This window comes from Nocardia niwae NBRC 108934 = DSM 45340, from assembly GCF_001613465.1.
Lineage (GTDB): Bacteria > Actinomycetota > Actinomycetes > Mycobacteriales > Mycobacteriaceae > Nocardia > Nocardia niwae.
In genome coordinates this window covers 51337-77149 of the sequence record NZ_BDCK01000038.1, presented here as the reverse complement: position 1 = coordinate 77149, position 25813 = coordinate 51337, and the positions used below count along the sequence as shown (strand labels likewise).

The 25813-nt window shown below is 70.2% G+C and carries 26 protein-coding genes; 14 read left to right on the top strand and 12 right to left on the bottom strand.

What is annotated here, in order from left to right:
- Nucleotides 1-87 precede the first annotated feature (87 nt).
- From NNI01S_RS26480 to NNI01S_RS26470, 3 genes are read right to left on the bottom strand one after another with little or no spacing between them, the layout of a single operon-like run.
- Entirely contained in the window at nt 88-738 is a 651-nt protein-coding gene (locus NNI01S_RS26480; RefSeq protein ID WP_063023015.1) for a Type 1 glutamine amidotransferase-like domain-containing protein, read from the bottom strand.
- A gap of 6 nt (nt 739-744) precedes the next feature.
- Complete coding sequence (locus tag NNI01S_RS26475; protein WP_063023013.1) at nt 745-1581, bottom strand: maleylpyruvate isomerase family mycothiol-dependent enzyme; 837 nt, start codon at nt 1579-1581, stop codon at nt 745-747.
- The gene (locus tag NNI01S_RS26470) at nt 1578-2039 is read right to left on the bottom strand and encodes an HIT family protein (protein ID WP_174554499.1); all 462 of its coding nucleotides are present in this window, start codon (nt 2037-2039) and stop codon (nt 1578-1580) included. Before NNI01S_RS26470 ends, NNI01S_RS26475 begins: the two co-directional genes overlap by 4 nt.
- Before the next feature lie 406 nt (nt 2040-2445).
- On the opposite strand from NNI01S_RS26470, the gene NNI01S_RS26465 reads away from it, so the two are divergent.
- The 6 genes from NNI01S_RS26465 to NNI01S_RS26440 all read left to right on the top strand — a co-directional run bounded on the left by NNI01S_RS26465 (nt 2446) and on the right by NNI01S_RS26440 (nt 8006).
- Complete coding sequence (locus NNI01S_RS26465; RefSeq protein WP_063023009.1) at nt 2446-3660, top strand: Re/Si-specific NAD(P)(+) transhydrogenase subunit alpha; 1215 nt, start codon at nt 2446-2448, stop codon at nt 3658-3660.
- A complete protein-coding gene (locus tag NNI01S_RS26460) occupies nt 3660-3974 on the top strand; it encodes an NAD(P) transhydrogenase subunit alpha part 2 (RefSeq protein WP_063023007.1) in 315 nt (104 codons plus the stop codon). The genes NNI01S_RS26465 and NNI01S_RS26460 overlap by 1 nt, the downstream gene beginning before the upstream one ends.
- Nucleotides 3974-5404: an NAD(P)(+) transhydrogenase (Re/Si-specific) subunit beta gene (locus NNI01S_RS26455; protein ID WP_494407696.1), complete on the top strand. Its 1431-nt coding sequence runs from the start codon at nt 3974-3976 to the stop codon at nt 5402-5404. Before NNI01S_RS26460 ends, NNI01S_RS26455 begins: the two co-directional genes overlap by 1 nt.
- A 100-nt stretch (nt 5405-5504) precedes the next feature.
- Nucleotides 5505-6653, top strand: coding sequence for a DUF5925 domain-containing protein (locus NNI01S_RS26450; RefSeq protein WP_063023005.1), 1149 nt, complete (start codon nt 5505-5507; stop codon nt 6651-6653).
- A gap of 137 nt (nt 6654-6790) precedes the next feature.
- Complete coding sequence (locus NNI01S_RS35610; protein WP_174554498.1) at nt 6791-7534, top strand: LppU/SCO3897 family protein; 744 nt, start codon at nt 6791-6793, stop codon at nt 7532-7534.
- A gap of 22 nt (nt 7535-7556) precedes the next feature.
- Nucleotides 7557-8006, top strand: coding sequence for a nitroreductase family deazaflavin-dependent oxidoreductase (locus NNI01S_RS26440; RefSeq protein ID WP_063023001.1), 450 nt, complete (start codon nt 7557-7559; stop codon nt 8004-8006).
- A 3-nt stretch (nt 8007-8009) separates the two neighbouring features.
- Here NNI01S_RS26440 and NNI01S_RS26435 read toward each other — a convergent pair whose 3' ends face one another.
- Nucleotides 8010-9326: an MFS transporter gene (locus NNI01S_RS26435; protein ID WP_063023117.1), complete on the bottom strand. Its 1317-nt coding sequence runs from the start codon at nt 9324-9326 to the stop codon at nt 8010-8012.
- 139 nt (nt 9327-9465) lie between these two features.
- Entirely contained in the window at nt 9466-9996 is a 531-nt protein-coding gene (locus NNI01S_RS36175; protein ID WP_245676381.1) for a Rossmann-fold NAD(P)-binding domain-containing protein, read from the bottom strand.
- A gap of 405 nt (nt 9997-10401) precedes the next feature.
- On the opposite strand from NNI01S_RS36175, the gene NNI01S_RS26425 reads away from it, so the two are divergent.
- Both NNI01S_RS26425 and NNI01S_RS26420 read left to right on the top strand, forming a co-directional pair.
- The gene (locus NNI01S_RS26425) at nt 10402-11367 is read left to right on the top strand and encodes an AraC family transcriptional regulator (protein WP_063022999.1); all 966 of its coding nucleotides are present in this window, start codon (nt 10402-10404) and stop codon (nt 11365-11367) included.
- A gap of 57 nt (nt 11368-11424) precedes the next feature.
- A complete protein-coding gene (locus NNI01S_RS26420) occupies nt 11425-11847 on the top strand; it encodes an acyl-CoA thioesterase (RefSeq protein ID WP_245676380.1) in 423 nt (140 codons plus the stop codon).
- 18 nt (nt 11848-11865) lie between these two features.
- Here the strand turns inward: NNI01S_RS26420 and NNI01S_RS26415 are convergent, their stop codons facing one another.
- The 3 genes from NNI01S_RS26415 to pdhA are packed head-to-tail and all read right to left on the bottom strand — an operon-like array spanning nt 11866 to nt 15305.
- Nucleotides 11866-13182: a dihydrolipoamide acetyltransferase family protein gene (locus NNI01S_RS26415; protein ID WP_084489331.1), complete on the bottom strand. Its 1317-nt coding sequence runs from the start codon at nt 13180-13182 to the stop codon at nt 11866-11868.
- A gap of 30 nt (nt 13183-13212) precedes the next feature.
- Complete coding sequence (locus tag NNI01S_RS26410; protein WP_063022995.1) at nt 13213-14196, bottom strand: alpha-ketoacid dehydrogenase subunit beta; 984 nt, start codon at nt 14194-14196, stop codon at nt 13213-13215.
- Nucleotides 14193-15305 (bottom strand): pyruvate dehydrogenase (acetyl-transferring) E1 component subunit alpha, encoded by a 1113-nt coding sequence (gene pdhA, locus NNI01S_RS26405; RefSeq protein WP_063022994.1) that lies wholly within the window; start codon nt 15303-15305, stop codon nt 14193-14195. Before pdhA ends, NNI01S_RS26410 begins: the two co-directional genes overlap by 4 nt.
- Before the next feature lie 147 nt (nt 15306-15452).
- Here pdhA and NNI01S_RS26400 point away from each other — a divergent pair, with 147 nt between their 5' ends.
- Nucleotides 15453-15944 (top strand): Lrp/AsnC family transcriptional regulator, encoded by a 492-nt coding sequence (locus tag NNI01S_RS26400; RefSeq protein ID WP_063022992.1) that lies wholly within the window; start codon nt 15453-15455, stop codon nt 15942-15944.
- A gap of 94 nt (nt 15945-16038) precedes the next feature.
- On the top strand, nt 16039-16845 hold the full coding sequence (locus tag NNI01S_RS26395) for an SDR family oxidoreductase (protein ID WP_063022990.1): 807 nt from the start codon (nt 16039-16041) through the stop codon (nt 16843-16845).
- 85 nt (nt 16846-16930) lie between these two features.
- Here NNI01S_RS26395 and NNI01S_RS26390 read toward each other — a convergent pair whose 3' ends face one another.
- Nucleotides 16931-18133, bottom strand: a complete 1203-nt coding sequence (locus NNI01S_RS26390; RefSeq protein ID WP_084489330.1) for a benzoate/H(+) symporter BenE family transporter — start codon at nt 18131-18133, stop codon at nt 16931-16933.
- Nucleotides 18134-18308: 175 nt separating this feature from the next.
- Here NNI01S_RS26390 and NNI01S_RS26385 point away from each other — a divergent pair, with 175 nt between their 5' ends.
- On the top strand, nt 18309-19127 hold the full coding sequence (locus NNI01S_RS26385) for a sulfurtransferase (protein ID WP_063022987.1): 819 nt from the start codon (nt 18309-18311) through the stop codon (nt 19125-19127).
- A gap of 14 nt (nt 19128-19141) precedes the next feature.
- Here the strand turns inward: NNI01S_RS26385 and NNI01S_RS26380 are convergent, their stop codons facing one another.
- Nucleotides 19142-19504 (bottom strand): hypothetical protein, encoded by a 363-nt coding sequence (locus NNI01S_RS26380; RefSeq protein ID WP_063022985.1) that lies wholly within the window; start codon nt 19502-19504, stop codon nt 19142-19144.
- A 148-nt stretch (nt 19505-19652) separates the two neighbouring features.
- Between NNI01S_RS26380 and NNI01S_RS26375 the strand changes: the two genes are divergently transcribed.
- From NNI01S_RS26375 to NNI01S_RS26365, 3 genes are all read left to right on the top strand, one after another.
- The gene (locus NNI01S_RS26375; protein WP_063022983.1) at nt 19653-22469 is read left to right on the top strand and encodes a DEAD/DEAH box helicase; all 2817 of its coding nucleotides are present in this window, start codon (nt 19653-19655) and stop codon (nt 22467-22469) included.
- The gene (locus NNI01S_RS26370; RefSeq protein ID WP_063022981.1) at nt 22466-23233 is read left to right on the top strand and encodes an SWIM zinc finger family protein; all 768 of its coding nucleotides are present in this window, start codon (nt 22466-22468) and stop codon (nt 23231-23233) included. The genes NNI01S_RS26375 and NNI01S_RS26370 overlap by 4 nt, the downstream gene beginning before the upstream one ends.
- 281 nt (nt 23234-23514) lie before the next feature.
- Nucleotides 23515-24309 (top strand): helical backbone metal receptor, encoded by a 795-nt coding sequence (locus NNI01S_RS26365; protein ID WP_084489329.1) that lies wholly within the window; start codon nt 23515-23517, stop codon nt 24307-24309.
- Here NNI01S_RS26365 and NNI01S_RS26360 read toward each other — a convergent pair.
- Both NNI01S_RS26360 and NNI01S_RS26355 read right to left on the bottom strand, forming a co-directional pair.
- The gene (locus NNI01S_RS26360) at nt 24297-24701 is read right to left on the bottom strand and encodes a DUF3224 domain-containing protein (protein ID WP_063022978.1); all 405 of its coding nucleotides are present in this window, start codon (nt 24699-24701) and stop codon (nt 24297-24299) included. The two genes, NNI01S_RS26365 and NNI01S_RS26360, sit on opposite strands and share 13 nt — an antisense overlap.
- Nucleotides 24702-24736: 35 nt before the next feature.
- The gene (locus NNI01S_RS26355) at nt 24737-25807 is read right to left on the bottom strand and encodes an amidohydrolase family protein (RefSeq protein WP_063022976.1); all 1071 of its coding nucleotides are present in this window, start codon (nt 25805-25807) and stop codon (nt 24737-24739) included.
- Nucleotides 25808-25813 lie beyond the last annotated feature (6 nt).

Here is a 25813-nt window from a genome sequence, read left to right as displayed (position 1 = left end):
CAGCCGGGAACAGGGCCCGAACCGCTGACCGGTGCGCAGAGTGCCGGGACTACCGCGTTCGCGATCTCGAGCGGCGGCGAACGTGCCTCACGATCTCGGATTGATCAGCACGTCGGTGCGCGCGCCGTCGACAACGATCGCGTCGTCGTCGGTCAGCGCCCAGTGCGCGACGCCTTCGGCGCGGTAACGGGCCGCGAGCCGAGTGCAGTCACCGTCGGTGTCGGTGGCGGAATCGACGTGCGGCACGATCCGGCGGTCCACCAATCCGAGCCCGTCCCAGCGCGGTTCGACGCCGCACGTCGGCGCGACCTCGTCCGGGTCGTCCACCGATTCCAGCCCGTGCAGGTCGGGGGTCAGCAGGCAGGCTCCGGCGCTGTAACCGGCGTAGACGAGTGCGTCGGCGGCGAGCAGCCGGGGAAGGACTCGGTCCGCGCCGCTGCGGGCGAACTGTGCGCGCAGCACGAACGTGTTGCCGCCGCGCACCCACACCAGCGGGAACTCCGCCAGCTTCCGTTCCAGCTCGGTCTCCCGGCCGGCGTACTCGCGCAGGTCGAGTACCTCGGGCCGGTAACCGAGCTTGCGCAGTGGCGACGTGTCACTGGTCACCGCTGCGGCCCATGCCTGCGGCCAGGCGTCGCAGGCGTTCGGTATCAGCGCGACCCGGCCGGGCGGGCCCGCGAGGGCGACGAGCCGGTCGTAGTGCGCGCCGAAGCGGTAGCTGGACAGGAAGAGCCGCACCGCGGATCAGATGGTGAAGGCGAGGTGGCGGACGAGGCGCTGCCCGAGTTCCTGGTCGCCCCGGATGGCGATCTCGTCCGCATGTCGTTCCGCGGTGGTACGTCCGCCGCCCAGCCGCACGAAAAGCCCGGAGTCCAAACCGACTTCGACTGTGGCCGGTCCGTCGAAGGCGTCCACGTAGCCGGCTCGGCCCGCCACCTGGATGCGCAAGGTCCTGGCCAGTGGCCCGGTCAGCGCGAAGGCGATGCGCGCACCGTCGGGCGCCTCGCCCTTCTTCGCCACCACGCGCGGGACGCTGCCCGCGAACTCCTGGAACGCCAGCTCGCCGCGCGGTCCGCCCTCGTCCACCGGCACACCGAGCGCGTCGGCGATGTCGAGTTCGTGCATCCAGCAGTCGAACAGTCGCACGCGCATGAATCTGCCGTAGGTCACCTGCCCGATCGGCGAGATCGTCTCCTTCGCCCACTCGGCGTCGCCCATCGCCGCGAGCGCCGCACGCCTGCGGTCGACGACCCCCCGGTAGAACTCGAGCAGCCGCGCGCCGGACAGGGGACGCAGCCGGTCCACCCAGATCTCGTTGAGCACCGCGGTCTCGTTGCGCACGTAGGGCAGCGTGCTCACGTCGGTCTTCGGCTTGGTCGGGTCGTGCGCCGGCGGCCGGTCGCCCAGCAGCCAGGACTCGGTGCCGACGACGTGGGCGACGACGTCGAACACGGTCCAGCCGGGCAACGCCGACGTGGTGCGCCAGCGGTCCTCGTCCAGGGGAGCGATCAGGGCATCGATCGCGTCCCACTGCTGGGACAGCAGCTCGATCAGCGCGGTCCGATCGAACGTCTCGGTCATCCGTCGATTTCCTTTTCCGGGCCTTCGCCCTCGTTCTCCAATGTCGCGATGCCGTCCCGGATGGCCGCGGCGGTGGCGACCGGATCGTGCGGGCGCCGCAGCAGGAATCCCTTGGCGAACCGTAGCGTGTCGCCGTGTCTGCGCGGGATCACGTGCAGGTGGACGTGCGGCACGGTCTGGAACGCGGCGGTTCCGTCGTTGAGAACCAAGTTGGCGCCGTCGGCGGCGAGGCTGCTGCGCCGGATGGCCAGGGCAAGCCGATGCCCGGCCCGGAAGATCTGCGCGCCGAGTTCGGCGTCGAGGTCCTCCAACTCGGCGGCGTGCCGTTTCGGTATGACCAGCGTGTGCCCGCGGGCGACCGGCCGGATGTCGAGGAACGCGCACAGCGCGTCGTCCTCGTACACCTTCGCCGCCGGGGCTTCGCCTGCCACGATGCGGCAGAAGACGCAGTCGTTCACACGCTGGACCATACGGCGTACGAGGCGAGCGGAACACCCCCGAGCGCCGATCGGCATGACGCACGTCACTGCGCCGCTGTGCGCCGAATGTCCGACCAGGTGCCTGACCTCGAGGTTGGTAACGAACTTCTCCGTACGGTCTTGCCGTGTTCACCTGCGGCGACCACGATCACACACCGAGAAGGAAAAAGGCGGACCGCCGCTCGGCGGCCGACGGCCGCTCGGTGACGCCCGGGCGACCGGCGGCGCACCAGCGCGGTTCGCCCGGCGTGTGTGACGGGCATCTCAGCTAGGCTCACGGCGGGCCAGGTACAGTTGCGAGGATTTGGGCGAACTTACTCGACAGTAACATCGTCCGGTCGTCTACCCGTTGCCTGAAGCTCGGTAAGAGAAGGAAGTCTGACAAGTGGAGACAACGCATAGCGTAGGCGATCCATCGCCGCGCGGCGCGCGTGTCGGTGTCGTTCGCGAATCCAACGCGGGCGAACGACGTGTCGCATTGGTGCCGAAGATCATTCCGAGCCTGGTGAAGCAGGGCGTGGAGGTTGTCGTCGAGTCCGGGGCAGGCAACGGCGCGCTGATTCCCGACGCAGCCTATGTGCAGGCGGGCGCGTCGATCGGTGATCCGTGGTCGGCGGACGTGGTGGTGAAGGTCGCCCCGCCCAGTGACGCCGAGGTGGGCAAGCTGTCGTCGGGGCAGACGCTGATCGGGTTCCTCGCGCCGCGTAACGCTGAGAATCAGATCGGTGCGCTGAAGGCGGCTGGAGTGCAGGCGTTCGCGGTGGAGGCGATTCCGCGGATCTCGCGCGCGCAGGTGATGGACGCGCTGTCCTCGCAGGCGAACGTCGCGGGGTATAAGGCGGTGTTGCTGGCGGCGTCGGAGTCGACGCGGTTCTTCCCGATGCTGACCACGGCGGCGGGCACGGTGAAGCCGGCGACGGTGCTGGTGCTCGGTGTGGGTGTCGCGGGTTTGCAGGCGTTGGCCACGGCCAAGCGTCTCGGCGGGCGGACCACCGGTTACGACGTGCGGCCCGAAGTCGCCGATCAGGTTCGGTCGGTGGGTGCGCAGTGGCTGGATCTGGGTATCGATGCCGCCGGTGAGGGCGGATACGCCCGCGAGCTCACCGACGAGGAGAAGGCCAAACAGCAGCAGGCGCTGGAAGACGCGATCAAGGGCTTCGACGTGGTCATCACGACCGCGTTGGTGCCGGGCCGCCCGGCGCCGCGGTTGGTGACCGCGGCCGCGGTGGAGGGTATGAAACCCGGCAGCGTGATCGTCGATCTGGCCGGTGAGACCGGCGGCAACTGCGAGCTGACCGAGCCGGGGCAGACCGTGGTCAAGCACGAGGTGACCATCGCGTCCCCGTTGAATCTGCCCGCCACCATGCCCGAGCACGCTTCGGAGCTGTATTCGAAGAACATCGCGGCGCTGCTGGAGCTGATGCTGGTCGACGGCAAGCTCGCGCCCGACTTCGGCGATCAGGTGCTGGCGGATTCCTGCGTCACCCGTGACGCGACCGAGTCGGCCGGCGCAGCCGAGGTGGCGGACGCGGCCGAGGCGGGCGAGGCGGAGGAATCGGCCGAGGTGAAGGACGCGACCGAGGCGAAGGTGGAGAACTGATGTATACCGAACTGCTGGCGAATATCGCGATCCTGGTGCTGTCCGGGTTCGTGGGTTTCGCCGTCATCTCCAAGGTGCCCAACACCTTGCACACGCCGTTGATGTCGGGCACCAACGCCATTCACGGCATCGTCGTGCTGGGTGCGCTGGTGACGCTGGGCAACGTGCAGGACCCGTCGATCCTGACCCAGATCATCCTGTTCGTGGCGGTGGTGTTCGGAACCCTGAACGTCATCGGTGGTTTCGTGGTCACCGACCGCATGCTGGGCATGTTCAAGAGCAAGAAGCCCGCTGCTCAGAAGGCGGGTGAATGATGCATACCTTCGACAACGTGACCTATCTGGTCAACGGTCTCTACATCGTGGCGTTCTCGCTGTTCATCTACGGTCTGATGGGTTTGACCGGCCCGAAGACCGCGGTGCGCGGCAACTTGATCGCCGCGGTGGGCATGGTGATCGCGGTGATCGCGACGTTGATCTCGGTCCGCCACACCAGCAACTGGATTCTGATCGTCGCCGGTCTGGTGGTCGGTGTCGTGCTGGGTGTGCCGCCCGCGAAGTACACCAAGATGACCGCGATGCCGCAGCTGGTGGCCGCGTTCAACGGTGTCGGCGGTGGCACGGTCGCGTTGATCGCGTGGTCGGAATTCATCAACTCCCAAGGTTTCTCGCACTTCGACGAGGAACCGACCGTGCACATCGTGATCGGGTCGCTGTTCGCGGCGATCATCGGTTCGGTGTCGTTCTGGGGTTCGCTGATCGCGTTCGGCAAGTTGCAGGAGATCCTGCCCGGCCGCCCGATCGGCGTCGGGAAGTTGCAGCAACCGTTGAATTTGTTGCTGCTGCTGGGTGCGGTGGCCGCGGCGGTGGTGATCGGTGTCGGCGCCACGGGTGAGGGGGTGTCGCAGCTGTGGATGATCGCGGTGCTGGTGCTCGCGGGTGTGCTCGGCTTGATGGTCGTGCTGCCGATCGGCGGCGCGGACATGCCCGTGGTGATCTCGCTGTTGAACGCGTTGACCGGTCTGTCGGCCGCGGCCGCGGGTCTGGCGTTGAACAACACCGCGATGATCGTGGCGGGCATGATCGTCGGCGCGTCCGGCACCATCCTGACCAACCTCATGGCCAAGGCGATGAACCGGTCCATCCCGGCCATCGTCGCGGGCGGCTTCGGCGGCGGCGGGACCGCGCCGGGCGCCGCGGGTGGTGAGCAGAAGCAGGCCAAGGCCACCTCCGCCGCGGACGCCGCGATCCAGATGGCGTACGCGAACCAGGTGATCGTGGTCCCCGGCTACGGTATGGCGGTCGCGCAGGCGCAGCACGCGGTCAAGGAGATGGCCTCGCTGCTGGAGGCCAAGGGCGTGGAGGTCAAATACGCCATCCACCCGGTCGCCGGTCGCATGCCCGGACACATGAACGTGCTGCTGGCCGAGGCCGAGGTGTCCTACGACGCGCTCAAGGAGATGGACGACATCAACGGCGAATTCAATCGCACCGATGTCGCCCTGGTGATCGGCGCCAACGACGTCACCAACCCGGCCGCCCGCGAGGACTCCTCGAGTCCGATCTACGGCATGCCCGTGCTGAACGTCGACCAGGCCAAGTCGGTGATCGTGCTCAAACGGTCGATGAACTCCGGCTTCGCGGGTATCGACAACCCGCTGTTCTACGCCGACCACACCTCCATGCTGTTCGGCGACGCCAAGAAATCCGTCGGAGCGGTCACCGAGGAACTGAAGGCGTTGTAGGCCAAAGGTTTCCTCGACGCGCCCCTCCACCCACCCGGGTGGAGGGGCGCTCGCGTAATTCGATGGACACCGTGGCCCGCCGCCCCGGATCATTCTCGGAGTGTCCGCACGTCATGAGCCTCTTCGGTGGATCGGTCCCGGGGAGCCCACAGCCGATCCGGCCGAGCGGCTGCCGTGGACCGTCGTAGTCGATTCCACGTACTCCATCCGCGATGCGATCGATGCCCTCGCACTCGGTCCGTTCCTGCGCGGCGACCAGCCCTGCGCGCGCACCGCGCATCTGGAGCGGGTGCGTCCGGGCGCGCCGCTGCGTCCCGGACGCGGCCGGGTGGCGCGCACGGTGCGCGACAACGACAGCGGGGTGACGCTTGTGGTCGGGCCCGGCTGGTCGCTGCGGTCGGTGCGCTGGTCGGGCGGATCGGCGATGGTCGAGGTCACCGCCGTCACCGAGACGCTCGCGGACGAGTTGCTCGCCGAGGCGACCAGGGACGCGGCGGCCCCGCCGGAAGTGGGCGAGACCGTGGAGATGGGCTTCTGGCACATGCACAACCACGGCCCGCAGCGGCGCGCGCGCTCGATCTCGGCGCCCCAGTGGTCGTCGATTCGCGGCAACTACGCGGGGCGGGTCGCCGCCGCGATGGACCGGCTGATGTCGCTCGGCGCCGACGACGTCCGTGGCCGGTTGGTGCTGCTGCACGGGCCGCCGGGCACGGGGAAGACCACCGCGCTGCGCGCGCTGGCACGGGCCTGGGGCGCTTGGTGTCAGCTCGACTGTGTGCTCGATCCCGAGGTGATGTTCGGCAAGCCCGGCTATCTGATGGACGTGGCCGCGGGTGTCGACAACGCCGAGGAGGGCACGCACCGCTGGCGGATGCTGGTCTTGGAGGACTGCGACGAGCTGATCCGCGGGGAAGCGAAGGAGGCGGCGGGCCAGGGACTCTCGCGCCTGCTGAACCTGACCGACGGCATGCTCGGCCAGGGCAGGGATGTGCTGGTCGCCATCACCACCAACGAGGACCTGTCGCGCCTGCACCCCGCGGTGACGCGGCCGGGCCGATGTCTGGCGCGGATCGAGATCGGGCGGCTGTCCGCCGGGGAAGCGGCGGCCTGGCTGGAGCGGGAGCGGCCGGGCGCGGCCGCCGCGTTTCCGGACGGCGCGAGCTTGGCCGAGCTCGTGGCCGAACGCGACGGCGAGGCCAGGATCGATGCCGTCGCGCAGGACGCGGTGAATGCGGGACTGTATCTGTGACGACCCGGAGCAGCCGAAGCCGTTGTGCCGGATGACCGGTCCGGCGCCGGGGCGGGGCTCGCTCCGATCGGCTAGATTCCATGGGTTCGCCCGTCGCCTGTGCGCACGGAACCACGCGAGACCCGGGGAGGGGATCCATGACCACACCACCGAACTATCCACAGCCAGGTCAGCCCGGCTATCCACAGCAACCGCCCGGGGGTGCGCCGCAGGGCTACCCGGGCCAGCCGGGTTATCCCGGTCAGCCGCCGGGCTACCCTCAGCCCGGGCAGCCGCAGCCGGGCTATCCGCCGCAAGGCGGTTTCCCGCCGCAGCCCGGCTATCCCGGTGGGGGTTTCCCGCCGCCGGGACCGCCGCCTCAGCAAAATCGGAGCGGCGGTGGCGGAGTCGGCAAGATCCTGGCCGTGCTCGGTGTCGTCGTGGTGCTCGGCCTGCTGGTCGTCGGCGCCCGCACCGTGTTCCGTTCCGACGGCGAGAAGATCGAGATCGGTCAGTGCGCGAAATTGTCGGGCACCACGGTCAAAGCCGAGTTCGAGACCAGGGAATGCTCCGATGCCGAAGCCAACTACGTGGTGGCGCAACGGCTCGACGGATCGAACTCGGATTGCCCCACCAAGGACTACGCCAGCTACTACCAGACCGGCAGCAACGAGTACACGCTGTGCCTGCGGCTGAACGTCAAGGAGGGCGACTGCATCGACGGCGGTTTCCTCGGCGCCAGCACCAAAGTGGCCTGTGGCTCGGCGGCGGACTTCAAGATCGGCCGGATCGTGCGCGGCACCGCGGACAAATCCGCCTGCGGAGCGAAGGCGACCGAGAACGACACGATCGTCTACCCGAAGCCCGAGCCGATCACCCTGTGCCTGGTGCCGCCGAAGTAGCGGTCGGCACCGGCCTGCAACGATGACGAGCATCGGCGCGCGATTACTGCGGAACAGATGGTTTGTGCGCGCGCCGATCACGGTGTTCCGCGCCAGGCTCGGCTTCCTGTTGGGCGGACGGCTCCTGCTGCTGGAACACACCGGCCGCAGCTCGGGGAAAGCACGATATGTGGCGTTGGAGACCGTGGCCCGGCCCAGGCGCGACCGCGTGGTGATCGCGTCCGGATTCGGCGCCGAGGCGCAGTGGTTCCGCAATCTCGCCGCCGATCCGCACTGTCACGTGAGTATCGCCGCGCACGTACGGGTTCCAGCGCTGGCCCGGGTGCTGAGCGCGGACGAGTCCGCCCTCGTCCTCGACGAGTACCGGCGCGTCCATCCCCGGGCATACCGGAATCTCGGCCGGATAGTCGAGGAAGCCACCGGCAGGGGTATCGATGCGGTGCCGATGGTCGAACTGACGCTGGACCTCTGATCCTCAATCCGCGCGCGGCGTGGCGACGACGTTCGCGTACCGGCAGCAGAGCAGTATCGCGATCATCGGCACGATCATCGCCGTGGTCAGCGACATCACGGCGGTGAGCCAGCCGATGATCGTGGGCCCGGCGAGCAGTCCGAGATAGCCGATGCTGAACACCCGCGACATGTCCGTAGCGGCCCGGGCGGAGCCGAGATTCCCTGCCGCGGTGAAGATCTGCGGAATGCCGCCGGCGAGGCCGAGCCCCGCCATGGTCCAGCCGAGCAGCGTCAGCGGAATCCACGGCGAGACGACGATCACTCCGAGGCCGACGGCCGCGATGAGCGAGCCGTAGCGCACCACCGCGACCCGGCCGAAGACGTGGCTGACCCGGTCGGTACCGAAACGGCCGATCGTCATCGTGGTGGAGAAGGCACCGAAGGCGAGGGCCGCGGTCGCCGCGTCGGCGTCCAGATGCTCGCGCATCTGCAAGGCGCTCCAGTCGGCGGCCACCCCCTCGGCCAGCAGCAGCGTGAAGGCGATCGCGGCCAGCGCGAACACCTTTCGGCCGCGATCGGCAGCGTCGAGCCGCGCGGGGGCCGGCCGCTCACCGCCGGGCGGGTCGAGCGGGGCGCCGATCGGCATGACATCGTGCCGGGACGGAGCGCTCTCGGGCGATGTCGCTTCGTGGTCCAGCGGTGTGTCTTCGAGGTCGGCGGCGTGCACCGAAGCGACCTCATGGGGCGCGTCCGCACCGGAGCTGTTCTCGCGCAGCAACCGTGGCACCAGCGTGAGGGTCAGCGCGATACAGCCGACGGAGGCGAGCATCAGGGTCACCCGGATGTCCCAGCCCGCGCGGAGCGCGGCGGCTGCGAGCAGTGAACCGAGCAGGCCGCCGCCGGAGAACAACGCGTGGAAAGCGGCCATGATCGGACGCCGGTAGGCACGTTCCACCAGCACCGCCTGGGTGTTCATCGACACGTCCAGCGCGCCGTTGCCGAAACCGAAGCAGGCCAGTGCTGCCGCCAAAGTGAACGGTCCGGTGGCGAGGCCGGGGCCGACCACCGCCACCGACGCGATGCACGCGGCCGCCCCGACCAGCGCCCTGCTGCCGAACCGATCGGCGAGCGGCCCGGCCAGCCGCATCCCCGCGATGCCCGCACCGGACATCAGCAGGATGAACATGCCCAGCGTGGATTTCGAGACGCCCGTGCGGTCGGTGATGACCGGAATGTGCACCACCCACATGGCGAGCAGCAAGCCGTTCAACGCGAAGACCGTGAACACGGCGGCGCGCGCGACGCGGACCGGGCGATCGACCGTCGGGCTCAACACCATATCGACGGTACCGAGAAAACGTCCGCCTCGGTCGGCCTCGCCCGCGGAACCGGCCCAGGGCTCCGTCGACCTGGTCGTGCGGCCGTGCGGGACGCGCCACGCTGCGCGCCACGTCCGCGAGCGAGTCTTCTTCACCATGTCAAACGTTTCGTGCGGCCGGGGCATTCCAGATTCCCGTGGTCGCCGTCTCCATCACGAAGTCGGCGAAATCCTTCGGACTGCGGCCGAGCGCGCGGTGCACACCGTCGGCCGGTTCGGCGTTGCGCCCGTCGAGCACCGCGCCGAACAGGTAGTCGAGCAGGCTCACCAGGTCGGCGGGCACGGCGGATTCGGTGAGCGCGGTGACGAAAGCCGTCCGGGAGATCGGCACGAAGGCGATCGGCCGCCCGGTCGCGGCGGCGATCTCCGCGACCGCTTCGCCGAAGGTGACCGATCGCGGGCCGGTCAGCTCGTAGCTCTCGCCGTCGTGCCGGTCCGAAGTGAGCGCGGCGACGGCCACGTCGGCGACGTCGTCGGCGTGCACGAACGGTTCGGGCACGTGACCGTTGGGCAGCGCGCGTTCGCCGGCCACCAGGTGGTCGGCGAACGCGCCCTCGCTGAAGTTCTGCGCGAAGAAGCTGCAGCGCACCACGTCCAGTTCAGCCCGCTCTCCCGGACGATCCGCTCGCATCGCGCGGCCTCCGGTTCGCCCCGGCCGGACAGCAGCACCAGCTTGCGCACGCCCGCGTGCGCGGCGGCGGCGGTGAACGCGCGGATCACCTCCGGGGCGCCCGGCACCGCGAGGTCCGGTTGGAACGCGAGATAGACGGTTCGCACGCCGGAAAGCGCGGCAGGCCAGGTGCCGCGGTCGGCCCAGTCGAACGGGATTTCCGCCGCCCGTGAGCCGATCCGGACCGGGCGCCCGGCCGCACGCAGCCGGGTGTCGACGCGACTGCCGGTCTTGCCGGTGCCGCCGGTGACGAGGATGGGTGCCGGTCAGCGGTGGTGTGTGTCATGGATTCAGTACATCCGCCGCGGTTGAGACGGAACATGGCTCAACGGCTCATGATCATGCGTGATCGTCTACTGTAGGAGCGTGGATGCGCTCGCCAGTCTGCTCGAAGGCCCTCGCGCTCGCGGCGCGTTCCTGATGTGCTCGCTGCTGGATCCGCCGTGGTCGCTGCGCATCCAGGACGAGGCTCCACTGACCGTGCTGTCGATGATTCGCGGCGGCGCGTGGATCGTCACCGACGAGGGCGCGCCGCGGCAGCTCGGCGCGGGCGATGTCGCGATCTTCCGCGGGCCCACGCCGTACACGGTGGCCGACGACCCGGCGACCGAACCGCAGATCATCATCCATCCCGGTCAGGTGACGAAGACGCCGGAGGGTGAGATCCTCTGCGAGACACTCAGTCTGGGAGTTCGGCAGTGGGGGACCGATCCGAACGGCGCGACGCTCATGGTCACCGGAACCTACGAGTCCGCGGGCGCGGCCAGCCGGCGCCTGTTGCGCGCGCTTCCGCCGGTGCTGGTGTTGCAGCGCCACGAGTTCGACAGCCGGGTGCTCGACATTCTCGTCGACGAGGTGACCAGGGACGAGCCCGCGCAGAGCGCGGTGCTGGATCGCCTGCTGGATCTGGTGCTGATCGCCGCGCTGCGTGCCTGGTTCTCCCGCAACGACGCGCCCGCCTGGTACCACGCGTACGGTGACCCGCTGGTCGGCAAGGCCCTGCGCCTGCTCCAGCACAATCCGGCGCACGGGTGGACGGTGGCGGGCCTGGCCGACGCGGTGGGCGTGTCGCGGGCCGCGCTGGCGCGCCGGTTCACCGATCTGGTGGGCGAGCCGCCGATGGCGTTCCTCACCGAATGGCGGCTGGCGCTGGCCGCCGACCTGCTGCAGGAGTCCGACGCCACCATCGAGGCCATCGCGCGGCAGGTCGGCTACGGCAGCGCGTTCGCGCTGAGCACCGCATTCAAGCGGCACTTCGGCGTCTCTCCGCGCGATCACCGGCACAGCCGTGTGCGGTCGGGGCCGGAGGAGGGAACTCGCGTAGCCACGTAGGCCCCGCACGCGGCGCGCTGGACGCGGCACGACATCCACTGAGCTATCGTCGGCCGGGTGACGCAGCAGTATCCGGTGCTCTGGCCGGTGCCGACCCGGTGGGCCGACAACGACCACTATGGGCACGTCAACAACGTGACCTATTACTCGTACTTCGACACCGCGGTCAACGCGTGGTTGATGCGCGCCACCGGAACCGATATCCGCGAGTTGCCCGCGCTCGGTGTGGTGGCACAGACCTCCTGTCAGTTTCTCGGCTCGATCAGCTTCCCCGACCAGGTGCAGGTCGGCTTGCGCATCTCCCGGCTCGGCCGCTCCAGCATCACCTACGATCTGGCCATCTTCCGCGAGGCCGACGGCGCGCTGGAACTGTCGGCCACCGGGGTCTTCGTGCACGTCTACGTGGACGCCGAGACCCGCAAGCCGGTCGAGATCCCTCAGGTCATCCGGACGGCCGCGGCGGCGCTCGTCACGGACTGACGCCGCGCCGCACCGGCATCACGCGCGGCCGAGCAGGGTGAGCGGGTCTTCCAGGAATCCCCCGATGCCGGCCAGGAAGCGGGAGGCGAGTTCGCCGTCGATCATGCGATGGTCGAAGCTCACGCCGAGCGTGGTCACCCACCGGATGGCGATCTCGTCGCGCACCACCCACGGCCGCTTGCCGATCGCGCCGAGGCACAGGATCGCGGACTCGCCCGGATTGACCAGCGGGACTCCGGCGTCCACGCCGAAAACGCCGACGTTGGTGATGGTGAACGTGCCGCCGCGCAGGTCGGCGGGCGTCGCGTCGCCCGCGCGGGCGGTGTCGGCGAGCCAGCCGATCTCCCGGGTCAGGTCGCGCAGATTCAGGGTCTGCGCGTCCTTGATGTTCGGGACCAGCAGCCCACGCTCCGTGGCCACCGCGATGCCCAGATTGACGTAGTGCTTGGTGACGATCTCCTGAGCGGCCTCGTCCCAGCAGACGTTCATGCCGGGAAAGTCGGCGAGCGCGGCCAGCGTCGCCTTGGCGGCCAGCGCCAGCGGTGTCAGGGGCAGGCTCGCGAAGGATTTCGTGCTGCGCAGGTGATCCAGGAGTTCCATCGAGGCGGTGCAGTCCACGGTGACGAAGACGCTGGCCTGCGGGATGGTGCGGGCGCTGGTGAGCATGGCCGCGGCGGTGCGCTTGCGGATGCCGCCGATCGGGGTGCGTTCCTCGCGCGCGGACGGCCGGATCGCTTCGGCGGGTGCGGCGGCCGGCTCGGCCGGACGCGGCGCCGAGACAGGCACCGCGCCGCGCACGTCCTCGACGGTGACCGCGCCGCCCGGCCCGGAACCGGCGATGAACCACAGGTCCAGACCGAGTTCGCGAGCCAGTTTCCGCGCCGCAGGCGTCGCCGCCGCTCGCGCCGCGGCGGGCGCGCTGTCCGGTGCCTGCGGCTCGTGGAGTTCGTCGGGCGACGCAACGCCGGGTTGCGCGGGTGGACGCCGTCGGGATGTCGCTTCCGCCTCGGGGCCGTAGCCGACCAAGACCGAGGCGCGGCCCGCCTCGCTCGTGTCGTCGGCTCCGGCCGCCAGGACGCGGATCAGCGGCGCCCCGACCGCGACGGTGTCGCCCGGTCGCGCCAGCAATTCGAGCACCCGGCCCGCGAACGGCGACGGCAACGAGACGAGCGCCTTGGCCGTCTCCACGTCGGCGATGGTCTGGTTCAACTCGACCGTGTCGCCGACCGCCACCGCCCACGACACCAGTTCGGCGTCGGCCAGCCCTTCCCCGAGATCCGGCAGCCGGAACTCCAGCACGGACGCCGGAAGATCCTGGCGGGCCTGGTTTTCCACGCGGCACCTCGCATTACGGCGCAGCTCGCCTCACGCGGCGAGGGAACGGTCGACCGCGTCGAGAATGCGGTCTGGGTCGGGCAGATGGTGCTTCTCGAGCTTAGCCGGGGGGTAGGGGATGTCGAAGCCGCCGACGCGCAGCACGGGCGCCTCCAGGTGATAGAAGCAGCGCTCGGTGATGCGCGCGGCGATCTCGGCGCCGAGCCCGGCGAACACCGGGGCCTCGTGCGTGACGATCAGCCGCCCGGTCTTGGCGACCGACTCCTCGACGGTGTCGAAGTCGATCGGCGAGAGGCTGCGCAGGTCGATCACCTCGAGCGCGTGTCCTTCCCGCGCGGCGATCCGCGCGGCCGACAGCGCGGTGGCCACGGTTCCGCCGTAGGCGACGACGGTCGCGTCCGAACCCGTGGTGCACACGCGCGCGCGATCCAGTGGCAGGCCGCCGTCGCGGTCGAGCGCGGCGAAGTCGACCTCGGCCTTGTCCCAGTACCTGCGCTTGGGTTCGAAGAAGATCACCGGGTCGTTCAGCGCGATCGCCGCGCGGATCATCGAGTACGCGTCCGCCGGATTGCTCGGTGTGACGACGCGCAGCCCGGCGGTGTGCGCGAAGTACACTTCGGGGGACTCGGAGTGGTGCTCCACCGAGCCGATGCCGCCGCCGAACGGTATGCGAATGGTCAAGGGCGCGTGCACTTTTCCCTGCGTCCGGTAATTGATCTTGGCCACGTGCGAGACGATCTGGTCGAACGCGGGATAGACGAACCCGTCGAACTGGATCTCGCACACCGGCCGGTAGCCCCGCAGCGCCATGCCGAAAGCCGTTCCGACGATGCCGGATTCGGCCAGCGGCGTGTCGATGACGCGGTTGTCGCCGAAGTCCTTCTGCAAGCTGTCGGTCACCCGGAACACTCCGCCGAGGCGGCCGATGTCCTCGCCCATCAGCAGGACCTTCGGATCGTCCTCCAGCGCGCGGCGCAGGCCGGTGTTGAGCGCGGCGGCGAAGGTGGTGATCATCGCGGGACTCCTTCTCCTCGTGCGGAGGACCCGCCGGGATCGCCGGCCAAGTACTCCGCGTACGCCCGCCGCTGCTCGGTGATCAGCGGATGCGGGGTGGTGTAGACGTGGTCGAACAGCTCGCTCGGCGCGGGATCGGGCAGGCCGGTGGTCGCGCCGCGCACTGCTCGGGCCACCGCGTCCGACCGCTCGGCGACTCGGCTCGCGAACGCGTCGTCCCAGTGCCCCTCGCGCTCGAGCAGCCTGCGGATCCGATCGATCGGATCGCGCCGCGCCCACTGCTCGGTCTCGGCGGCCGAGCGGTAACGGGTGGGATCGTCCGCCGTGGTGTGCGGACCCATCCGGTAGGTGAGCGCCTCGATGAACGACGGGCCGCCGCCCGAGCGCGCCCGCGCGATCGCCTGCCTGGTGACCGCGAGCACGGCGAGCACGTCGTTGCCGTCGACCTGCCTGCCCGGCATGCCGTAGCCGTACGCGCGGCGAGCGATCGGCGTCGCGCTCTGCACCCGCACCGGCGCGCTGATCGCCCACTGGTTGTTCTGGCAGAAGAACACGACAGGCGCGCTCCAGGTCGCGGCGAACCCGAGCGCTTCGGCCAGATCGCCTTGGCTGCTGGCGCCGTCGCCGAAATAGGCGATCGTGGCGATCTCCGCGCCGTCCAAATGGGCCGCGAACGCGTAACCGGTCGCGTGCAACCCTTGGGAGCCCACGACGATATTGGGATTTGTCATGTTCACCGCGTGCGGATCCCAGCAATGGTGGGCGACGCCGCGCCACAGCCGGGTGAGATCGGTGGGCGGCACGCCGCGGCAGTAGGCGACCGCCGTCTCGCGATAGCTGCAGAACACGTAGTCGTCGGGGTGCAGCGCGTGTGCGGAGCCGACCTGGGCGGCCTCCTGCCCGAGCATGGGCGCCCACAGGCCGAGCTGGCCTTGCCGTTGCAGCGCGGTGGCCTCGACGTCGATCCGGCGGGCGACCACCATGTCCTCGTACAGCGCCCGCACCTGCTCCGGGCCGACGTCGGCGATCAGCGGGGCGTGTTCGTGATCGAGGACGCGGCGACCGTCCGGCTGCACCAGCTGCACCGGAAACTCATGCTTGCCCGGCATGGGTGATCGCCTCCTCACCAGGTCGTAGACGCACAGAATGTGGTCTATCTCACAGCATCCACCCGAATGCGAACTGCGCAAGTGACTGATCGGGGGATGGGCAGAATGCTCAATTGGGCCCCGCCGTCTGATGTCATACTGCGTGGTATGACCAGAGAAAACGTCGGCGTGACCCTGGACGCCACGGACGCCAGGCTGTTGCTGGAGCTGGTCGCCAATCCCAGGGCGACGGGTGTGGAGCTGGCCGCGCGGCTCGGCCTGTCCCGCAACACCGTGCAGGCCCGCTTGTCCCGCTGGGAGGCGGGCGGCGTGCTGGGCAGCTTCGAGCGGCGGGTCGAGCCGCGCGCGCTCGGCTATCCGCTGGCGGCGTTCGTCGCGGTCGTCGTCGATCAGCACCGGCTGGATTCGGTGGTGGACGAACTCGCCGAGGTGCCCGAGGTCACCGAGGTGTGCGGCATGACCGGACTGACCGATCTCACGGTGCGGGTGGTCGCCCAGGACGCCGACGACCTGTATCGGATCGCCGGGCAGATCCTGAAGATCCCCGGCGTCGAGCGGACCAACATGGCGCTGGTGATGCGCGAGCTGGTGGGCCCACGCACCGCCCCGCTGCTGGACCGGCTGGCGAATTCGGGCTGATCAACTCCGGCGTAGTCCTTCGCCACCGCGTCCGCGCCGCGCGGGTCGCAGGATCCTCGGCGGCGGGCCGGTGCCACCCCGCTAGGGTGCGGGGATGGAGATTTCGGGCAAAGTTGCCATTGTCACGGGGGCGGGCGCGGGGATCGGGGCGGCTCTGGCCGCCCGGCTCGTCGGCGCCGGTGCGCGTGTGGTGCTCGCCGACCTCGACGAGGCGAGTGCGGCGCGAGTCGCGGAGTCTCTCGGGCCGGATGCGGTCGCGGTCGGCGGGGATGTGGCCGACGAGACGGTGATCCGCGCCTTGATCGAACGCGCCGAGACGGAGTTCGGTCCGGTCGACCTGTATTTCGCGAACGCGGGCATCGGCGGGGGCGCGGGTCTGGACAGCACCGACCAGCAGTGGACGGCCGCGCTGGAGGTCAATGTGCTGGCCCACGTCCGCGCCGCGCGGCTGCTGGTGCCCGGATGGGTGGCGCGGGGCGGGGGTTACTTCGTCGCCACGGCGTCGGCGGCGGGGCTGCTCACCCAGCTCGGTTCGGCGCCGTACGCGGTGTCCAAGCACGCGGCCGTCGGTTTCGCGGAGTGGCTGTCGGTCACCTACGGCGACCGAGGGGTCCGGGTGAGCTGTGTGTGCCCGATGGGCGTGGACACGCGGTTGCTGCGGGGCGGCCTCGTTCCGCCCGAGCACGCCGCCGAGGCGGAACTGGCGGTGAAGGCGGTCACCAGCGCGGGCGCGGTGCTGTCGCCGGAGGAGGTCGCCGAGATCGTGCTCGCCGGGGTGGCCGAGGAGCGCTTCTTGATCCTCCCGCACCCGGAAGTGCTGAAGATGTACCGCCACAAGGGCTCGGACTACGACCGCTGGCTCGACGGGATGCGCCGCTTCCAAGCCGCGCTCACCGAGTAGCGTTCCGCGCCACCGATACCGGCGCCTACGCCGTCATCGGACGTTCTCCGGCGGTCCCCAGCCGCTGCCGCGCGAACATCACGGGCTAGGGCAGAACCTTCCGCACGATCAGCCCGGCGAGCAGCGCCCAGAAGGCGGCGCCGATACCGGCGAAGCCGACGCCGGAGGCCGCGATGAGAAAGGTGACTACGGCCGCCTCGCGGTGCTCGGAGCGCAGTGCCGCGCCGAGCGCGGCGGCCAAGGTCGCCAGCAGGGCCAGGCCGGCGACGGTTTCCAGCGTGCCCGCCGGAGCGGTGGCGATCAGCGTGACCAGGGCGGCCGAGCCCAGGGCGAGAACCAGGTACATTCCGCCGACGGTGAACGCGGCGATCCAGCGCCGTTTCGGGTCCGGATGTGCGGCGGGAGCGGCCGCCAGCGCGGCGCTGATGGCGGCGAGATTGATCGCGTGCCCGCCCGCGGGCGCGCCGATGACGGTGCCGAGTCCGGTGACGGTCATCGCCGCGCGCCAGGGCACCTGGTAGTCGAACGAGGCCAGCACCGCGGTTCCCGGGATGTTCTGCGACGCCATGGTGACGATGTAGAGCGGAATCGCCACGCCGATCAGCGCCTGCCAGCTCCAGTGCGGCAGCGTCAGGTCCAGCCGCGGCGCCATCGCGCCGACATCGAGGTGCCGGTGCTGCACCGCGATGCTGATCGCGGCGCCGATCGCCGCCGTCGCGAAGGCCGCGATCACGGCCCAGCGCTGCGCATACCGTTGCAGCACCAGCCAGACCAGGATCACCGGCACCACCACCGCCGGACTCGTCTGCACCGCCCGGACCGGCGCCAGGCACAGCGGCAACAGCACCCCCGCCAGCATGGCCTGCGCTATCTCCACCGGGATCGCCGCGACCAGCGCACCCAGCCGCTGCCACAGTCCGGTGACGACTATCAGAGCTCCCGTCACCACGAACGCTCCGATCGCGGCGGGCCAGCCGCCCGCCACCGCGCCCGTCCCGGCCAGCAGCGCCGCGCCCGGCGTGGACCAGGCCAGCGTGATCGGAATCCGGTAGCGGTAACTCAGCGCCAGCATGCCGATCGCCTGCGTGACGCACAGCGCGAGCAGGCCCGACGCGGCTTGCGCCGAACTCGCGCCCACCGCGGTCAACCCGCTCAGCACCACGGCGAACGAACTGGTGAACCCGACCAGCGCCGTCACCGCGCCCGCGCTGATCGGCGGCACGAGCCCGGCCCGCGGCCGCTCGGGTTCCTGGGTCGCGGTGGCTTCGGCAGCGGAAACGTTGGACATCGGTCGGATATTGCCGCTGGTCACGCGGGCGTGTCGCCTGCCAGTACCCGGAAACTGGCCTGACTTGGACGCCTCGGCCGGCGCGCGGCGCGAGTGTTCGGCGACATCGGCACATCTGGGTGCGTAGGGTGGGGGAGTCGGTGCGCGAGGACGCGATTCGGGACGAGGAGCTGAGTTGAGCGCGGTACTGATCTCACCGGAGGAGCTGCGGGAAGCGTTGGCGGACAAGCGGCTTCGCCTGCTGGATGTGCGTTGGGCGCTGGGCGATCCGGACGGGCCGCAGCACTACCTCGCCGGTCACATTCCCGGCGCGGTGTTCGTCGACCTGGAAACCGAACTGGCCGCGCCGCCCTCACCCGCGCGCGGCAGACATCCGCTGCCGGATCCCGCGCAGCTGGAGAAGTGCGCGCGCAGCTGGGGGCTGTGCGAGGGCGATCCGGTCGTCGTCTACGACGCCACCGGCGGCATGGCCGCCGCCCGCGCCTGGTGGCTGCTGCGCTGGGCGGGTGTCGCGGACGTCCGCATCCTCGACGGCGGGCTGCCCGCCTGGATCGGCGCGGGCGGGCCCGTCGCGACCGGCGCCGAGCCCGACCCCGAGCCCGGCGACGTCGAACTGCGCCCCGGCCAGCTGCCCGTGATCGACGCGGACGCGGCCGCCCGCTGGAAGGGCGTGCTGCTGGACGCCAGGGCGAGCGAGCGCTTCCGCGGTGACGTGGAGCCGATCGATCCGCGCGCCGGGCACATTCCCGGTGCGCTCAGCGCTCCGACCGCCGAGAATCTCGACGCAGAGGGCCGCTTCCGCGCGGTGGAGCAACTGCGCGACCGCTTCGCCGGGTTCGGCTCCGGGCCGGTGGCCGTGTATTGCGGCTCCGGCGTGACAGCCGCGCACCAGATCGCGGCGCTCGCCGTCGCGGGCGTGGAGGCGGCCTTGTATCCCGGGTCGTGGTCGCAGTGGTCGAACGATCCCAAGCGGCCCGTCGCGACGGGTAGCTGACCCGCCGCCGAGGGCTACAGCCAGGCGCGGGCCAAGAGGTCGTCGTCGGCGACCTCGCTGGCCCGGGGCGGGAACCGGGTGGCGGCGATCGACTCGATATGCGTTCCGTCGTGCCCGATCAGCCACGAGCCGCCGCGCTCCTCGCATTCGGCGATCTTCGCGAAGGTGGTGAGCAGGAACGTGATCGCCTCGCGCGGGTCGGGGGTGCGGGCCAGCCGCTGGGATTCACCGGGTCTGGACAGGTCCAGCCACACGCCGGACTGTCCGTCGAGCCGCATGCCGACGATCTTGTCGGCATGGATGAAGGTGAATTTGCGCCGTTCCCACGCGGTCGTCGGGGTGAAGCTCTGCTCGAGGACCTGGAGCAGAATCGTCATGCTGCTTCCTCCGCTTCCTTGAGACCAAGCTGCGGTTGTTTGCGATGACCTGCGGATATTCCAGTATGTGCCGGTTACGCGCAGAAATCCACAACGGTCGGGGCACTGGGCGTGCCGCCGTGTCGGACCCGCCTGGTTGGATGGATTGATGCTGCACGGACTGTGGTCGCCGGGATCGGGGCTGCTGCTGTGGCACGACGCGCCGGTCGCCGCGACGTCCGCCGGGCTACCGGATCCGCTGGGCAGCGCGCTGCGGACGTCGAGGTTCCGGCACCGCGCCGAGGTGCTGGCCGTCGCGAACGGCGGCGCCGCGACCGAGCGGGTGCGCGCGCACGCCATGGCCCCGGTCGCGGCGGCGGAGGCGCTGCGGCAGCGGTTGCCCGCCGAGCTGGTGGCAGGAGATCTGCGTTTTCTCGCGCACGTCGCGCGTGGCATCGAACGCTGGGTGCGCGCCGGGCGTGTCGTGCCGGACCTGCGCCGGGAGGACGGCCAGTGGTGGGTGCGCTGGCGGCTGGTCGGCGGGGAGCGGCAGCGGGCCTGGCTGGCCGAGCTCGCGGTCGCCATGCCGCAGGCCCTGCGGGTGGCCGGGCGTCCGGGCGCGGTGCTGGACGACATGGTCACCGAACTCACCGATCCGATCGCGCGGTCGCTGGCCGACCCGCCGGACTCGTCGCATCCGCTGGTGGCCGCCCTGGTCGGCGACACTCCGCTGGAAAACGGCAGCTATCAGGTCGCCGAGGTGCTGGAGCGATGGCGGGCGAGCCTGACCGGTGACGAACCGGAATTGGTGCTGCGGTTGCTGGAACCGGACGGTGAACTCGGGCTCGCCGACGAGTCGGTGGCGCTGTGGCGGCTGGAGGTCTGCCTGCGATTGACCGGGGAGGCGCCGAAAACCGTTCCACTGCACGAGGATCCGAATCTCGTGCGAATCGCGGTGGACAAGCTCGGCGCGGCGCAGCGGGCGTATCCGAGACTGCGTGATCTGCCGAGCGATCCGCGCAGCATGGACCTGCTGCTGCCCACCGAGGTGGTGCTGGACCTGGTCGCGCACGGCGCGCACGCCCTGCACGCCGCCGGGGTCCAGTTGCTGCTGCCGCGTGCCTGGAGCGTCGCCGAACCGAGCATGCGCCTGCGCGTGGACAGCGCGGTGCCCGCCGCGGAGAGCACGGTCGGTCTGCGCGGCCTGGTCGCCTATCGCTGGGAGCTCGCGCTCGGCGACATGGTCTTGACCACGTCCGAGATGGAACGCCTGGTGCGCGGCAAGTCCGATCTGGTGCAGCTGCGCGGCCAGTGGGTGCAGGCCGATCACAAGGCGCTGGCCGCCGCGGCCCGGTATGTCGCCGCCCACGCCGACGACACTCCGGTCACCTTCGCGGACATGCTCGGCGAGATCGCCGTCTCGCGGGTGCCGCAGGTGCCCATCACCGAGGTCACGGCCTCCGGGTGGGCGGGTGACCTGCTCGGGGGCGGCCGGGAGCCGGAACCGGTCGCCGCACCCGTCGGGCTGAAGGCCGAGCTGCGTCCCTACCAGGAACGTGGCCTGGCCTGGCTGGCCACCATGAGCCGGATGGGCTGCGGCGCGATCCTGGCCGACGACATGGGGCTCGGCAAGACCGTCCAGGTGCTCGCCTTGCTGGTGCACGAACGTGAGACGCCGGAGCCAGCCGAGGCGCCGGGCCCGACCCTGCTGGTGTGTCCCATGTCGGTGGTCGGCAACTGGCAGCGCGAGGCGGAACGGTTCGCGCCCGACCTGCGGGTGTGGGTGCACCACGGCGCGGGCCGGCGGACCGGGTCCGAACTCGACGAGACCGTCGCCGCCGCGGATCTGGTGGTCACCACCTACGCCCTGCTCGCGCGCGACGCCGGGGAACTGGGCAGGCAGCGCTGGGACCGCGTCGTCCTGGACGAAGCGCAGCACATCAAGAACGCGGGTACGCGGCAGGCGCGAGCGGCGCGGTCGCTGCGCGCGCGGCACCGGCTGGCGCTCACCGGCACCCCGGTGGAGAACCGGTTGGAAGAGCTGCGCTCCATCATGGATTTCGCGATGCCGAAGGTGCTGGGCAGCGCCCAGTCCTTCCGCGCCCGCTTCGCGGTTCCGATCGAACGCGAGCGCGACCAGAACGCGATCAGCCGGCTGCGCTGGCTCACCCAGCCGTTCGTGCTGCGCCGGGTGAAGACCGACCCCACGGTGATCAGCGACCTACCCGAGAAGCTCGAGATGACCGTGCGGGCCAATCTCACCGTCGAACAGGCCGCGCTCTACCAGGCGGTCGTGGACGACATGCTGGCCAAGATCAAAGACGCGAAGGGCATGGCGCGCAAGGGCGCCGTGCTCGGTGCGCTCACCCGGCTCAAGCAGGTGTGCAACCATCCCGCGCACTTCCTGGGCGACGGGTCGAGCGTGCTGCACCGAGGGGCGCACCGTTCCGGCAAGCTCGCTCTCGTCGAGGACGTCGTGGACGCGGTGCTGGCCGACGGCGAGAAGGCTCTGCTGTTCACGCAGTTCCGGGAGTTCGGCGAGCTGGTGGCGCCCTATCTCGCCGAGCGCTTCGGCGCCGAGATCCCGTTCCTGCACGGTGGCGTGCCGAAGAAGAAGCGCGATGCGATGGTCACCCGGTTCCAGGCGCCGGCCGGCCCGTCGCTGATGTTGTTGTCGCTCAAGGCTGGTGGCACCGGTCTCACTCTCACCGCCGCCAACCACGTGGTGCACCTGGACCGCTGGTGGAATCCCGCGGTGGAGAACCAGGCCACCGACCGCGCCTTCCGGATCGGACAGCAGCGCAACGTCCAGGTGCGCAAGCTGGTCTGCGTGGACACGATCGAGGAGCGGATCGACGAGATGATCAACGGCAAACGCCAACTCGCCGATCTGGCCGTCGGCGCGGGGGAGAACTGGATCACCGAGCTGAGCACCGACGAACTGCGCGACCTGTTCACCCTCGGAGCGGCGGCGGTGGGCGAATGAGTCCGTTCGTCGACTACTCCGAGTACGGGAAGAAGCTGCCGGTGCGCGGCGGAGTGGAGGCGCGCAGCCGGCGCGGCGCGTTCGGGCGCAGCTGGTGGGGCAAGGCGCTGGTGGAATCGGTCGAGCGGATGGCGGAGCCGGGCCGGTTGGCGCGCGGCCGCAACTACGCCAGGTCCGGCCAGGTGGTGAACTACCGAATCGAGCCGGGCGCGGTGACGGCGGAAGTGCAGGGCAGCCAACCGCGTCCGTTCACGGCGGTGTTCACCGTGCGCCCGTTGCGCGAGGACGAACTCGAGTTGCTCATCGAGACCATCCGCGCGGCGCCGGGCATGCTCGCCGAGATCGCCTCGGGCGCGCTGCCGACCGGACTGGGGCCGCTGCTGCTGCCGAGCACCGCGGCCGACCTGGATTTCACCTGCACCTGCCCGGATCCCGGGTGGCCGTGCAAGCACGTGGCGGCGGTCTGCTACCTGCTCGCCGAGCGGCTCGACGAACGCCCCCGCGAGATCCTCACGCTGCGTGGCCTCGACCTGGACACTTTGATCGGCGGCATCGAACGCGAGCCGAGCCCCGCCGTCACCGACGATCCGTACGGCGAGAACATCGCCTTGCCGGAGCTGCCCACCGTCGAATTCCGCCCGGCGTCAGAGGATCTGGATCCGATGCTGCTGCGCAGGGCGCTGCGGATGACCTCGGCGGACGAGACCACCGCCGCGACCGGTCTGCGCGAACTCACCGCTCTCTATCGGCTGTTCGACCGTTGATGTTGGTCGGCACCCAGCATCGGGGCTGTCGGTTACCGCCGGTCTGTCGGGGCGGGATCGATACCGGCGGAGCGAAGGGACCGGAGACTTCCCGACGCCGGGTGCCGCTATCCAGTCTCTCGCCGCGCGACCCGATGCGGAACTGCCCATTGACGCCCCGCCGCTGCCCTTGCGCCGAACTTGCCGAATCGTCACTCCGGTTCGCCGGATCTCGGCACGCTCTGCCGCCGACTCGGGAAAAGCCCCCGACCTGCGCGAACCTCCTGCTATAGGCTGACCGCGTGGCAGGAGAGAGCCCAACGGCCGGGTCGCCGCGCGACGACCTCGGTACCGCGGTGGATCTGCGCACACCCCCGCGCCGGGTGGTGTCGCTCGTTCCATCGCTGACCGAGGCGGTGGCGCGCACTTGCCCGGAAGTCTTGGTGGCCGCCACGCAATGGTGCACGCATCCAGCAGATCTGGCGGTCGAGCGCGTCCGTGGCACGAAGAACCCGGACGTCCGTCGCATCGTGGAACTCGCCCCCGACCTGGTGCTGTGCAACAAAGAGGAGAACCGCCGCATCGACGTCGAACGTCTGCGCGCGGCGGGGATCGCGGTGTGGGTGACCGAGATCCAGACCGTCGAGGAGGCCATGGTCTCACTCGCCCGGCTCTGCGTGGAGGCGCTCGGCGTCGGCATCCCGGCTTGGCTCACCGAGGCCCGCTCCGCCTGGGCCGCAGCGTCACCGGAACCGGCGCGCGCCGCCGTCATCCCGGTCTGGCGGAACCCGTGGATGGTGGTCGGACGCAACACGTTCACCGGCGACCTCGCGCACCTTCTGGGCCTGCGATTGGTGCACGCCGACCGCCCCGACCGCTATCCGCGCGTCACGGAGGCCGAGCTGATCGAAGGCGTCGAGCTCGCGGTGCTCCCCGACGAACCCTACGTCTTCACCGAAAGTGATGGACCCGAAGCATTTCCGGATATCCCGGTCGCTTTGGTCGAGGGTCGCGCCCTCACCTGGTACGGGCCGTCATTGGCGACTGCCCGCGAGACTCTCACCGCGCAACTGGCTCGCGCGATTCACAAATCGTAGTCGAACCACAGGTGGTGTGTGCCGTCGTCGTCCACCCGCAGTCCGCCCGTGCCCGTGATACCGGCGAGGTCGCCGGTGCCGCTGCCGGGCACGATGACGCAGAATTCGTTCGTGCGGTCGGCCCCGCTGGTGCTCGCGACGTGCAGGAAGTTGAAGGTGCCCGCGACGCCGTCGAGCGCGCCCTCGAACGACTCCATCGCGGTGTAGCTGCCCACACCGGTGGCCTGGTCGAACGCGGCGGTGAACACGGTGGACGAGCGGCCTTCGATCGCGCCGCTGAATTGCTTGGCGATGAGGGCGACGCCGACCGGCAACGCGGTGGTGATCGTGGGATCGGGCACCACCTCGGTCGGGACGAAGGAACTCACGGAGAACGTGCCGGTGGCTTTCACGCGGCGAATGTTAGCCCCGGGCACCGACACCCGGGTCAGTCCGCGATCCGGTACACGCGCTGCGCGGTGGCGCGGAAGACCTGCTCGAGTTCCGTCCGTCCGCCGCCGTGACCGGTGACGGCGGTCGCGATGGCCTCGATGCTGTCGGCGATGCTGGTGACCGGCTTGTCCACGGGGAAATTGGAACCCCAGATGAGACGGTCGGCGCCGAAGACGTCCAGCGCGTGCTCGACCAGCGGGCCGATGCGGTCGAGCAGCTGCGGCAGAGGTGTCGACGTGCCGCGCGGTGGGATCGGGTGGCCGAGGATCGGCATCATCAGCCCGCTCACCTTCGCGACCACGTTCGGGCGCGCGGCCACCGCGGCGAGGTCGTCGCGCCACCGCACCAGCAGCTGCCTGCGCAGCCCGGGGTTGGTGCCGGTGTGTTTGCCGACCCCGCCGAAGATTCCTGCGGGCGTGCCGAGGTGGTTCAGCACGATCGGTACCTCGGGATAGCGCTCGGCCAGCGCGGTGACGTCGGGAATGGCGTGCGAGTACACCCACGCCTCGAACGACAGGCCGCGCTCGGCCAGGTGTGCGAAGCCGTCCAGGAATTCCTTGGTGGTGAGCTTGCCGGGAGCGTCGGTGAACGATCGCACGCCCGGATCGGGGTGGTGGGCGACCATGGTGCGGATACCGCGCAGCAGCGGTGACGCCGCGGCGTGCGCGTCGAGCAACTGCGCGAACCCCGGGTCCGCCGGATCGCCGCCCGCCAGGATCGCGCCGAGCCGCGGCGCCGTCTCCAGCGGCAGCCCGGCCACCCAGGCGGTCTCCCCGGCCTTCCCCAGCGGTCCCGGCTGCGACCATTCGACCTCGATGTGCGCGACGAGCTCGATCGGCGCGTTCCCGGCGTCGGCGCGGTAGTCGAACGGCAGGTAGGGCCGCAGGTAGGCGACCGGGTCTCCGACGAACTCGCGATCCCGCCGGGGAGCGAGGCGTTTCGCCGCGTCCACCGGAATCGGCAGCAGCCGGAACAGTTTCGCCAACCCGCTGAAATCTCGCGGTGTGGTGAACGGGTCCCACTGGTGGATGTGTGCGTCGATGATCCGAATACCCGAAAGGTCCATGTCTGC

Excerpts from the sequence above, each read along its gene's own strand:
- NNI01S_RS26475 (WP_063023013.1), bottom strand. The coding sequence starts at position 1,581 with ATGACCGAGACGTTCGATCGGACCGCGCTGATCGAGCTGCTGTCCCAG.
- NNI01S_RS26460 (WP_063023007.1), top strand. The coding sequence starts at position 3,660 with ATGTATACCGAACTGCTGGCGAATATCGCGATCCTGGTGCTGTCCGGG.
- NNI01S_RS26455 (WP_494407696.1), top strand. The coding sequence starts at position 3,974 with ATGCATACCTTCGACAACGTGACCTATCTGGTCAACGGTCTCTACATC.
- NNI01S_RS35610 (WP_174554498.1), top strand. The coding sequence starts at position 6,791 with ATGACCACACCACCGAACTATCCACAGCCAGGTCAGCCCGGCTATCCA.
- NNI01S_RS26440 (WP_063023001.1), top strand. The coding sequence starts at position 7,557 with ATGACGAGCATCGGCGCGCGATTACTGCGGAACAGATGGTTTGTGCGC.
- NNI01S_RS26435 (WP_063023117.1), bottom strand. The coding sequence starts at position 9,326 with ATGGTGTTGAGCCCGACGGTCGATCGCCCGGTCCGCGTCGCGCGCGCC.
- NNI01S_RS36175 (WP_245676381.1), bottom strand. The coding sequence starts at position 9,996 with ATGCGAGCGGATCGTCCGGGAGAGCGGGCTGAACTGGACGTGGTGCGC.
- NNI01S_RS26410 (WP_063022995.1), bottom strand. The coding sequence starts at position 14,196 with ATGATCACCACCTTCGCCGCCGCGCTCAACACCGGCCTGCGCCGCGCG.
- pdhA (WP_063022994.1), bottom strand. The coding sequence starts at position 15,305 with ATGCCGGGCAAGCATGAGTTTCCGGTGCAGCTGGTGCAGCCGGACGGT.
- NNI01S_RS26400 (WP_063022992.1), top strand. The coding sequence starts at position 15,453 with ATGACCAGAGAAAACGTCGGCGTGACCCTGGACGCCACGGACGCCAGG.
- NNI01S_RS26395 (WP_063022990.1), top strand. The coding sequence starts at position 16,039 with ATGGAGATTTCGGGCAAAGTTGCCATTGTCACGGGGGCGGGCGCGGGG.
- NNI01S_RS26390 (WP_084489330.1), bottom strand. The coding sequence starts at position 18,133 with ATGTCCAACGTTTCCGCTGCCGAAGCCACCGCGACCCAGGAACCCGAG.
- NNI01S_RS26380 (WP_063022985.1), bottom strand. The coding sequence starts at position 19,504 with ATGACGATTCTGCTCCAGGTCCTCGAGCAGAGCTTCACCCCGACGACC.
- NNI01S_RS26375 (WP_063022983.1), top strand. The coding sequence starts at position 19,653 with ATGCTGCACGGACTGTGGTCGCCGGGATCGGGGCTGCTGCTGTGGCAC.
- NNI01S_RS26370 (WP_063022981.1), top strand. The coding sequence starts at position 22,466 with ATGAGTCCGTTCGTCGACTACTCCGAGTACGGGAAGAAGCTGCCGGTG.
- NNI01S_RS26355 (WP_063022976.1), bottom strand. The coding sequence starts at position 25,807 with ATGGACCTTTCGGGTATTCGGATCATCGACGCACACATCCACCAGTGG.